This is a genomic window from Ascidiimonas aurantiaca, assembly GCF_037646345.1.
Lineage (GTDB): Bacteria > Bacteroidota > Bacteroidia > Flavobacteriales > Flavobacteriaceae > Ascidiimonas > Ascidiimonas aurantiaca.
The window spans coordinates 122,896-134,862 of sequence record NZ_JBBEWR010000013.1; the positions used below are offsets into that span (position 1 = coordinate 122,896).

An 11,967-nucleotide genomic window follows, 5' to 3' on the forward strand; every position below is an offset into this window, starting at 1 on the left:
AAAAACATTTTAAGCGTGTTCGCATATGTTTCTTTTCTCAAAAAAGCTCAATGAAAACCATAATAGAATCTCTTAAGGTTCATGCTGCGGAATCTCCGCTAAAGGCTGCTTTCCTGTTTCTGGAAAATGGAGAACATGTTAAAGAACAATGGTCTTACCAAACTCTTTTTGAGAAGGTAAAACAATTGGGTACACTACTCCGTAAAACAGGATCCCGGCATGAGAGAGCCTTATTGCTTTTTGAGGATGTTAAGCATTTTATTCCTGCATTTCTGGCATGCCAGTATGCAGATATAACTGCTGTTCCCGTATTTTTTAATAAGGGTAGCAGGCAAAGGACTAAAATGCAACTATTGGCAAAAGATGCTAAAGCTTCTCTCATCCTTACATCTTCATCTGTTGAACCTGCTGTTCTAAAGATATTTGACGAGATCCTCATCAAAAATGAGATCCATGTTTTATCTGTAGATAAAACATCTTCCTGGCCTCGTGACTATCCAGGGCCCTCCAGTTCCACTATTTCTATTTCCTCTCATTTAGCATTTATTCAATATACCTCAGGTTCAACCGGAACCCCTAAAGGAGTAGAGGTAAGCAAGGAAAACCTTATGCATAATCAGTTCCTTATCAGGAATGCCTTTGGCGTTACCCGGGAATCTGTTATACTTTCCTGGCTGCCGTTTCACCATGATATGGGGCTCATTGGTAATATTCTTCACTGCATATATTGTGGGTGCAGCTGCATACTCATGTCTCCATTTCATTTCATGCAAAAGCCATCACGCTGGTTGAAAGCAATAGCACACTTTAAAGTTACGCATAGTGGAGGCCCTAATTTTGCTTATGACCTTTGTGTTGACAAGACTACTATTTCAGAAGCCCGTCAACTGGATCTTTCCGGTTGGAAAGTTGCCTATAATGGTTCGGAACCAGTAAGAGAAGAGACACTTCGTCGTTTTTCATCACATTTTGAGTCAGCAGGATTTGCAAAAGAAGCTTTTTATCCCTGTTATGGCCTGGCCGAAGCTACGTTACTGGTCTCAGGAGTTAAAGATCCTTTAGATAGACCCATAACGTATCAAAAGCAGGATGAGAGAAGTAAAAGTGGTGCTAAACTACTGGTAGGTTCCGGTAAAGTAGCAAAAGGCATGGAAGTCATTATAGTCTCCCCCGGAGAAAATAAGATTTGTAAGGAGCTACAAGAAGGTGAGATCTGTATTTACGGTGATAGCGTTACACGCGGTTACTGGGGAAAAGAGAATAACAAGGAATTTCTTACTGTAAATGGAAAACGCTATTTGCGAAGCGGGGACCTTGGTTTTTTTCATAAAGATCAACTGTTTGTAAGTGGCCGCATTAAGGAAATGCTTATTATCAGAGGCCGTAATTACTATCCGTACGATATTGAAGAGTCCATTTCAGTAAACTTACCTGAAATAGAGACACATGGTGTAGCTGTATTTAATACCGGTATAGACGATACAAAGTTTGTAATTGCTGCCGAACTAAAAAGAGGAGCTGTAAGAAACCGGGATCACCGGCAAACCCTTACACATATTGAAAAACTGGTGTCTTCAGAATTTGGACTCATTCCGCATGATGTCATCCTAACCACACCGCTTAAAATACCCAGAACTACCAGCGGTAAGCTGCAGCGGGTAAAGTGCAAAATACTTTATGAAGAAGGGCAGTTGCCAAATATAGCCTCCAAACAAAAGTCTGATGATACAAAAGAAAGCTTTGTACCAAATATTCAGAAGATACAGCCTGGTGCCAATCCCAAAGAGATCGAGGCATATATTATAAGCCTCATAGAATCTAAAACCAGGCAGCAACTTACCATTTCACCCGGATACGACCCCGAACTAACCGAGTTGGGCATAGATTCTGTAAGAGCTGTAGAACTTATTAATTATTTAAATAGCGATCTGGAGATGAATTTGGATGCCAGTACACTTTTTGAGGCACATACCCTTGGTGGTTTTTCCAGGCTTCTCGAAAACATGCTTTGGTTAAAAAATAATCAGTCTTCTGAAAATGAAATTATTATATAATACATGATCTGGTTAATAGAAGCTTTAAAGAAATACAATGTTATACCCAAATTTGAGAATGGGCAGCTAAAACTTGTGGGAGCCGTAGAAGAGTTACCCTCAGAACTTATTGGCAGAGTACGAGAAAAAAAAGAAGAACTCATAGCCTTTCTGAATAGCACACTTTCTCAGGGGCCAACTATAGAGCCCGTTACACATTCGGGACCTTTTAAGGCTACGAATGGACAAAAACGGCTCTGGGTTTTGTCTCAATTTGAAGGTGCTTCTGCGGTTTACACCATAAGTTCGGCTTTCCACATAACCGGGACCTTGCAACTGGAAAAACTTAAGGAAGCTTTTGCACTTTGTGTACAGAGACATGAATCTTTACGTACCGTTTTCAAAGAAAAAGACACGCATCTTTACCAGGAGATAAAAGAAGACATGCCTCTTGATTTTAAAGTAATTGAAGTAGATTCAGAAGAAAAAGATATCCATTTATTTCTGGAACAATGTGCTAAAAAAGCAGTACAATGGTTTTTTGACCTTGAGAACGGTCCGCTTTTAAGAATACGACTTTATCGTGTTAATGCTACCTCTCACACTTTAGTACTCGGAATGCATCACCTTATTAGTGACGGGGCATCGGTACAGATCCTTATGCAAGATACTTTTAGGTATTATAACATACACTTTAATTCTAAAAATGATCAGATTACCCCTTTGCAAGTGCAGTTTAAGGAGTACTCGGCGTGGAATGATAAACAACTGTCTCAAAAAGGCGACAAAGATTTTGAAGAGTTCTGGAAGAATGAATTTACACCAATACCAGAACCGTTGTCCATGCCTACGGATTTTAAACGTCCCGATATTAAAACATTTAAAGGCTATCGATCAAGGTTTTATCTCGATTTGGGTCTTCTTGATCGTATTCAAAAGCTATGCAACCAACATAAAACAACATCTTTTAATTTTTTCAGAGCCACCTTACAACTTTTGCTTAACAGATATTCAGGACAGGACGATATAGTTGTGGGTACGCCGGTGGCCAACCGTAACCATTACGCATGGCAAAACCTTATAGGTTTGTTTGTCAATACCCTTGCCTTGCGCATGAAAACCAATTGGGAAACCTCATTTTCCGGATTTCTGGCAACCATTACAGAGCATTCTCGACAAGCTTTCAAATATGAGAACTACCCTTTTGATCGCCTGGTAGAAAAACTGCCTTTAGAAAGCAATGTATCTCGTAATCCTTTATTTGATTGTATGTTAGTGGTTCAGTCTATGAACTGGGAAACTGCTGGTTTGCCCCATGATTTGAATATTGATTATCTGGATGCCTGGTTATATAAGGATCAATCATATTCTCACTGGGAAAGTCCTTCAAAGTTTGACCTTACATTTAATATAGACCGTGAACGTGAGCATCGCTGGTTTATTGAAGTAGAATATAATACAGCACTTTTTAAAGAGACTACCATTAAGCAGTTGTTTACGGCATATCTGTTTGTTATAGAGCAGGCTCTTGAGCAACCAGAAAGGCCCTTGAAACATTTTGCCATTACCACACCATCGCAAAAAGAGCAAATACTGCAAAACTTTAATAAACCCATTAAAGAGATCGATGAAAAAAGTATTTGGACACTTCTGCAACCATCCTTTATACAAAACCGTACCAAAACAGCAGTATTGTGTAAAAACCGGATGCTCACCTACCAAAACCTTTATGACCTCTCATGCATATTAGCCCATAATTTAAACAAAGAAATATTTACTTCAGATGTTTTCATCGGGCTGTTATTGGGCCGTTCCGAAGTAATGCTAACAAGTATTTTAGGAATTATAAAAACCGGAAAAGCCTATGTACCTATAGATACCGGTTACCCAAAGTCGCGCATTGCCTATATAATAGAAGATGCAGAGCCCGCCTGTCTGATTACCGATAACCATAACTGTCATTTGGTGCCGGACAGTTATAAGGGGAAAGTACTTTTAATAGAAGAATTGATACAATTGCCTTCGGATAAATTGTGTTATGGTACCGATGAAAAAGATCTTCAGGAAGCTTCTGCTTATCTTATATATACATCCGGATCTACAGGAAAACCCAAAGGTGTGAATATTTGCCATAGAAATGTGATCGCATTTTTAAAGTGGGCAGATACGGAGTTTGCAGAAACCCCGTACCAAATTTTATATGCTACCACATCGTATTGTTTTGACCTCTCTGTATTTGAGTTATTACTCCCACTGGTTCAGGGAAAAACAGTACGCATACTGGATTCTGCCATGCAGATACCGGATTTTCTGGATACAGATATTGACGTTATGATCAATACAGTACCTTCAGTAGTGAGAAATCTTACAGGAGATGCTATCTCCTGGCAGCCCGTAAGGGCACTTAACATGGCAGGAGAGCAATTACCTTTATCCCTGGCAGAACAATTGGATACGCACTCTATTGAAATTCGTAATCTGTACGGACCTTCTGAAGATACCACCTACAGTACCATGTATAGGTTGGAAGGAGAGTATCCTGGCGATATCCCCATCGGGAAACCAGTATCTGATACGCAATTGTACATAATAGACAAACATCAAAATTTGCTGCCACCCGGTGTTCCGGGAGAGATCTGCCTTTCGGGACAATCAGTTGCCAAAGGATATGTGAACCACACAGCATTAACTCAAGAAAAGTTTGTAGAAAATCCTTTCCTCGAGAAAAAAATCATGTACAAAACAGGTGATGTGGGGTACTGGCTGCCAGACGGCAATGTAATGTTTAAAGGGCGTAACGATAATCAGTCTAAAGTACGTGGCTACCGTATAGAACCTGGTGAAATTCAATATGCACTTGAAAAGCATACCACCATAGACCAGGCATTTGTGCGAATAGCTAAAATTGGTGAAGACCATCGAATACTGGCATATGTGGTTGGAAAAGAAGCTGTTGTGAAAACCGAGATGGAATCTTATCTAAAAACAAAACTGCCCGCGTACATGATCCCGGATTATTGGATTGAAATGGAGCGTATGCCTCTTAATAACAATGGAAAGATTGATGTAAAACAACTTCCTTTACCGGCATCACAAAAGAACAATAAACAAGAGTACATAGCTCCCTTAAATGAAGTACAGCAAATTCTTCAGGAACTTTGGCAGGAAATATTCAGAAAAGAAACCATTGGGATCACAGATAACTTTTTTGAATTGGGCGGGCATAGTCTTAACGTGCTAAAACTAAGATCGCTTATAGAAAGCAGGTTTCAAAAAAATGTTCTTTTTCATGAACTATTTAGGTATCCAACTATAGAAACACAGGAATTACTGCTTCAGAAAACACCCGTAGCCTCCAAAATGGGGATACCTCGTGCAGAAGAAAGGCCATTTTACCCGGTATCATTTTCACAGGAGAGCCTCTGGGCTTTAAAAGATTTTAAAGAAGCTTCACTGGCTTATCATATGCATGCGGTTTTTGAAGTATCCGGATCACTCGATACAGAGATACTGGAAAGAGCTTTTTTAGAACTTATCAAACAACATGAGATCCTTCGTACTGTTTTTCCGGAAAAAGAGGGGAAGCCGGTGCAGGTAGTTATTCCTGCTAAAGATACTGTGTTCACAGTGAACCACGTGTTCTTAACCGAAGCCACTACCGTTGAGAGTATGTTAGCACGTGTAATGAGGGAGCAGTCAGTACCCTTTGACCTGGAAAAAGGACCGCTTTTGCGCTGTTTTGTTTTATCAAGCAGAGAAAAACAACTGATATCAGTGAATTTTCATCATATCATATGTGATGGTTGGTCTGTTGAGTTACTTTTTAAAGAACTTTCCGAACGGTATTCACAAATACTTACCGGTGTACAGAAAGAGGTAAAGAAAGAGAACATACAATACAAAGACTTTACAGTCTGGCAGCAAAGCTTATTGGAAAACAAAAAAGAAACCGATACACATCTGTTATTCTGGAAAACGGTTTTTGATACCGGGATACCTGTACTGGAAATGCCAACAGATTACAATCGTCCTCCGGTAAAAACATATCGTGGGAAAAAATACAGCATATCACTTCCCGGGTCATTATCACGTGCGGTACACAATATGGCATCTGGGTATAAAGTAAGCAAATTCAGTATTCTTACCAGTGCCGTATATCTCCTTTTGCACAGATATTCCGGGCATAGTGACCTTATAGTAGGCACTCCCGTAGCGGGTAGGGAAGCAAAAGCACTGCAGCAAATACCGGGCTTTTTTGTAAACACGGTACCTCTCAGAGTTCAATTAGACACAAAAGCTTCTTTCGAAGCATTTGCTATGCTTGTAAACCGTTCGGTACAGGAAGTATTGCCTCATCAAATGTTCCCGTTTGAAAAACTAATAGAGCAAATAAACCCTGAAAGAGATACTTCCAGATCACCCTTGTTTGATATCATGGTTGTTTACCAGAATTTTGAAGGCCTGCTAAGTGATGAGGTACGAAACTTTTCTGAAGAAGTTCAAATGAAACGTCTGGATACGGATGAGGGAACCGCCAAATACGATCTTACTTTTCTTTTTGAAGAAAAGAAAGAAGAAATGGTATTTTCACTGGAATACAATACTAATTTGTACAGGGAAGATACTATTCACAGAATGGTAACACATTTTCTCAAGTTACTGGAAAACGGCGTTGAATTACCCAATCGGCAAATGCGTGATATCCCAATGATATCACCTGAAGAAATTCAGTTTTTAAAACAGTGTTCAGATCATACGAAAACAGGCTATGACAAAGAGGCAACCATTGTAAGTATGTTTGCTGCTGCTGTTAAAAAATATCCGGATGCCGTGGCATTAGAATCAGAGGGCACTTCTTTGACCTATAAGGAGCTGGATGTTAGAAGTAGTGCAATAGCCCATACGTTGCTAACAGAATATAAAGTTCAGGAGGAAGACCTTGTTATTCTCCATACTGATAGAAGTGAATGGATGCTGATCAGTATCCTGGCGGTTCTCAAGGCTGGTGCTGCCTATGTGCCCATTGACCCTGATTATCCGGCAGATCGTATTAATTATATAATAAATGACAGTGGGAGCAGACTTTTATTGTACAACATACCTCCCAGCAAAGAACTTATAGAAAATCAGAATGAAGTCGTGTTTGTAAATATGACTTCTATACAAAAAGGCCCTGAAACCATACCTGTACAATGCCGTGCGAAACAACTGGCTTATGTAATATATACTTCAGGAACCACCGGTAATCCTAAAGGTGTGTTGGTAGAACATGAAAATGTGACCAGATTGATAGCAAACGAAGAAAATCTTTTTGATTTTAATGCATCTGACCGTTGGACACTTTTTCACTCATATTGTTTTGATTTTTCTGTTTGGGAAATGTACGGAGCCCTGCTTAACGGAGGCACCCTGGTAATGGTTCCGGCCACTACGGCTCGCAACAGCATGGCATTCTATGATTTTCTGGAAGAGAAAAAAATAACTGTGCTCAATCAAACCCCAACTGCTTTCAGGAGTTTGTTACAACACAATCATACAAAACTGAAGGCTCAGAACCTTCAAATACGGTATTTGATCTTTGGAGGAGAGGCCCTTATGCCACAATTACTCAAAGACTGGGCAAAGGCTTATCCTGCCTGTAAAAACATAAACATGTACGGGATCACTGAAACTACGGTACATGTTACTTACAAAGAGATTACACAAAAAGAAATAGATGCCGGTAAAAGCAATATAGGCCGCCCCATACCCACACTTAGTTGTTATGTGCTGGATGCAGAACAAAAGCAGGTGCCCGTAGGTGTTGTGGGAGAACTGTATGTAGGCGGTGCAGGAGTTGCGAGAGGATATCACAACCGGCCGTTGCTAAATAAAGAGCGCTTTGTAACTCTTGAAAAACCCGAAGGCAGATTTTACCGCTCAGGAGACTTTGCCAGAATACTGCCTAATGGAGACCTGGAATATATAGGGAGAAAAGATGAACAGGTAAAAATAAGGGGCCATCGTATTGAAATAGCTGAAATTGAAACAGCGCTACGCCTACAGAACGGAGTTAAAGATACTGTGGTGATCCCTGTTCAAAACGAAGAAAGAGAGACAGAACTGAGTGCTTACATCATTTTTTCAGATACAGCATCAAAAAATATCTCTGCGCTTAGAAATGATCTGTACACCCGGCTTCCTTCTTATATGGTACCTGCATTTCTGATCGCTCTGGAAGAACTGCCTGTAAATCATAATGGAAAACTCGATAAAAAAGCACTTCCTGAACCGTGGAGCGTTTTGGAAAAGGAAAAGGAAATAGTTCCGGCCCGGGATGAGACTGACGAGAAACTTATTGCCATTTGGGAAGAAGTGTTACAAAAACACCCCATAGGCATACAGGATAACTTTTTTGATCTGGGAGGGCATAGCCTCAAAGCAACCCGTATAGTGTCACGTATTCATGAGAACTTTGAAATAAAAATTGATCTGGGTGATTTTTTTGAAGAGCCTACCGTTGCCCATCTGTCTGAGTATATTAAAAACAGAAAATGGCTTGATAATAGTGATCCCACTCCCATAGAAGGAGAAGAAGAAGAAATTATTTTTTAACATGAAAGAAGTACAGAATATATTTTCACTTTTACGAAAGAAAGGCATTATACCTTCTATAGATACTTCCGGGAAGCATTTAAAACTAACAGGGAACGTTAGTAATCTTTCCCATGAAGAAAAAGAAGCTATTACACATTACAAAAATGAGATCCTTTCAGCACTTTCAAAAAGTAACGGGCAGGTATCTTCTGTAATTAAAAAAGCCCCTGAAAGGTCTGATTATCCATTATCTCCCGGACAATGGAGAATGTGGGTACTTAGCCAGTTCAAGCAGGGAACGACAGCCTATAATATGACGGGTGTTTTTCGTCTGGAAGGGAAGCTTTCTCCTGAAAAACTGGAACAGGCGTTTATTATGCTCATAGAAAAGTATGAAATATTAAGAACATCTTTTATAAAAACAGATATTGAGCAGGTGAGGCAGGTAATAACTCCCTTACATAAATTATCATTCGCTTTGCCAATAGAAAACCTTAGCGATCAAAATCAATCAGAAACTCATGTTTTGGCGCTGGCAAAAATACATTCGCAAACGGTTTTTGATCTTACGGAAGCCCCCTTGCTAAAGGCAAAACTTTATAAGTATAAAGAGAACAAATGGATATTTGCCTATGTAATGCACCATATTATTGCAGACGGCTGGTCAATAGCCATTTTTATGAAAGAGTTGATGGCGTTTTACAAAGCTTTGATAACAGAGACCCATACCACTTTTGAGCCTCTTGATTTACAGTATAAAGATTATGTGCACTGGCTAGAGAGTGAGGAGGTGCAGAAGCGCTGGGATACACAAAAAAAGTATTGGCTTTCAAAATTTAAAAATCCCCTTCCTGTACTTAACCTCACAGGCGATTATACGCGTCCGCCTGTAAAAACCTTTAACGGTGCTAGAGTGACCGCTTATCTCGATCAAACCCTTGCAAACAATTTTCAAACTTTGTGTAACCGGCAAAAAACCACACTTTTTTCCGGATTATTAACACTGGTATATATCCTACTTTACAAATACACCGCTCAAAAAGACATAGTTATAGGGACGCCGGTGGCGGGAAGAACCTACAAAGTACTGGAGGAACAAATAGGACTTTTTATCAATACATTGCCCCTTCGAGCCACTTTTGGAGAAACCGATAGCTTTTCTCAACTATTAGGAACAGTAACCCGTAATACACTGGAAGCTTTTGAACACCAGGAGTATCCTTTTGATACTCTTTTAGATGCGATTGAACTAAAAAGGGATCCGGGAAGAAATCCGCTTTTTGATGTATTGGTAATTCTTCAAAACAATGAAAGATACGATCTTAATTCAGTAGGAGAAGAACTGCATATTACCCATTTGGGAGAAGAAGTGGTAACCAGCAAACTGGATTTGCAATTTGATTTTACACAAAAAGAAAACAGACTTGAAATAGCACTTACTTATAATACCGACATATATTCAAAAGAAACTGCCATAAGGTTCACAGAACACTTGCAAAATCTTATAAAGGGTGTACTCGTTGAGCCGGAAAAACCAATTAGGGAGCTTCATATGCTCTCAGAAAAAGAAAAACAGGAATTACTTTCCTGTCAAGGTGCCCGGGTTCCTCTAAAAGCGGAAAAGAGTACTTTAATAGCAATGCTGGAAAGACCATTAAAGACCATGCCTGAAGCCCCGGCGGTATTATCTGGCGATCGCATTATGAGTTACCAGGAGTTGCATCAAGAAGCCAACCGGTTATCGCATTTTTTACATTCGTCACTGGCTCTGGCTCCTGAAGATCGTATAGCAGTGAAGCTTCCACGTGATGAATGGCTTCTTATTTCATTATTGGCCGTTCTTAAAGCGGGATGTGCCTATGTACCTGTTGATACTACTTATCCTCAAGAGAGGGTAGCGTATATAGAAAAAGACAGTGGCTGTAAGTTTACCATAGATGAAGAGTGTCTCGAGAAATACAGAACCGTACGTGATACACTGGAGACTACATCTCCCAAACATAAAATAACCTCCTCGCAATTGGCGTATATTATTTATACTTCCGGTTCTACAGGGCTTCCCAAAGGTGTGATGATAGAGCATCGCAATGTAGTTGCTTTTCTGGACTGGGCCGAAGAAGAGTTTGATCATGAAACTTTTGAGGTGGTTTATGCAACTACCTCTCATTGTTTTGACCTTTCGGTTTTTGAGTTTTTCTTTCCTTTAAGTATAGGAAAAAAAGTAAGGATACTTGATAATGCTCTTAGCATTAAAGACGGGCTCGCTCAGGATACCGGGGTACTTATTAATACAGTTCCTTCGGCATTAACTATGCTTTTGGACACTCATGTTTCATTTTCCGGTGTGAGAGTTCTCAATGTAGCGGGAGAGCCTTTTCCCCCGGCACTCACCGGCAGGTTGCCACTATCAGAAATAGAAGTTCGCAATCTTTACGGGCCATCAGAAGATACTACGTACAGTACTTGCTTCAGGATTGACAAACCCTGTAAAAACTCAGTACCTATTGGCCGGCCCATTAAAAACACCAGTGCTTATGTACTTTCAGAACATATGGAGTTGCTCCCCAAAGGTGCTGTGGGGGAGTTGTATCTTTCAGGAGAAGGTATTAGCAGAGGTTATTTTAAAAGAGACGCGCTTACTGATGCTGTGTTTGTACAGAATCCTTTTATGCCTGAAGAACTCATGTACCGCACCGGTGACCTTGTGAAATGGTTACCCGATGGAAATCTGGCTTTTTTAGGGAGGAAAGATAATCAGGTAAAGATAAGAGGGTATCGTATCGAGCCCGGAGAGATAGAACAGGCATTAATATCTCTGGAAAGTATAGAACAGGCAGTGATTACTGTATCTGAGTTTAACCATGAGAAAGTATTAGTGGCTTATATTTCTGCCAACGGGGAAATTAATGTTTCTGATATAAAAGCAGAATTAGGCAAAAAGCTCCCTTCATATATGCAGCCCGCCCACTTTGTAAAAGTGAAAGAGTTTCCGCTCACTTCAAATGGTAAGATAGATCGTAAAAACTTACCAGGAGTTGAAGAAGAAGACAGACTGAAGAGCCCATACGTAGCCCCTAGAAACCATACTGAAGCACAACTGGCAGAACTTTGGCAGAACGAATTAGGAATAGAAAAAGTGGGAGTCACTGACAATTTTTTCCATCTGGGAGGACACAGTCTGAAAGCCACTAAAATATTGTCACTCATACATCAAGAATTCGATACCAAAATAGATATGGATACCTTGTTTGAGAGCCCCACCATTGAGGCACTGGCCCTTGATATAGAAAATTCCCAATGGTTAAAAAAATCAGGAGAAACTACGAAAACCAAAAAAGTAATTATTTGATCCTCAGAG

At 40.0% G+C, this 11,967-nt stretch carries 3 protein-coding genes; all 3 read left to right on the forward strand.

Going from position 1 to position 11,967, the window contains the following annotated elements:
• Window positions 1–50: 50 nt before the first annotated feature.
• Genes WAO84_RS13795 through WAO84_RS13805 form a run of 3 tightly spaced genes read left to right on the forward strand, consistent with a single transcriptional unit; the run spans window position 51 to window position 11,958 of the window.
• Window positions 51–2,054, forward strand: coding sequence for an AMP-binding protein (locus WAO84_RS13795; protein WP_340066511.1), 2,004 nt, complete (start codon window positions 51–53; stop codon window positions 2,052–2,054).
• A 3-nt stretch (window positions 2,055–2,057) separates the two neighbouring features.
• Window positions 2,058–8,627: an amino acid adenylation domain-containing protein gene (locus tag WAO84_RS13800; RefSeq protein ID WP_340066512.1), complete on the forward strand. Its 6,570-nt coding sequence runs from the start codon at window positions 2,058–2,060 to the stop codon at window positions 8,625–8,627.
• A 1-nt stretch (window position 8,628) separates the two neighbouring features.
• On the forward strand, window positions 8,629–11,958 hold the full coding sequence (locus tag WAO84_RS13805) for a non-ribosomal peptide synthetase (protein WP_340066513.1): 3,330 nt from the start codon (window positions 8,629–8,631) through the stop codon (window positions 11,956–11,958).
• The last annotated feature ends 9 nt before the right edge of the window (window positions 11,959–11,967 follow it).

Excerpts from the sequence above, each read along its gene's own strand:
- WAO84_RS13795 (WP_340066511.1), top strand. The coding sequence starts at position 51 with ATGAAAACCATAATAGAATCTCTTAAGGTTCATGCTGCGGAATCTCCG.
- WAO84_RS13805 (WP_340066513.1), top strand. The coding sequence starts at position 8,629 with ATGAAAGAAGTACAGAATATATTTTCACTTTTACGAAAGAAAGGCATT.
- WAO84_RS13800 (WP_340066512.1), top strand. The coding sequence starts at position 2,058 with ATGATCTGGTTAATAGAAGCTTTAAAGAAATACAATGTTATACCCAAA.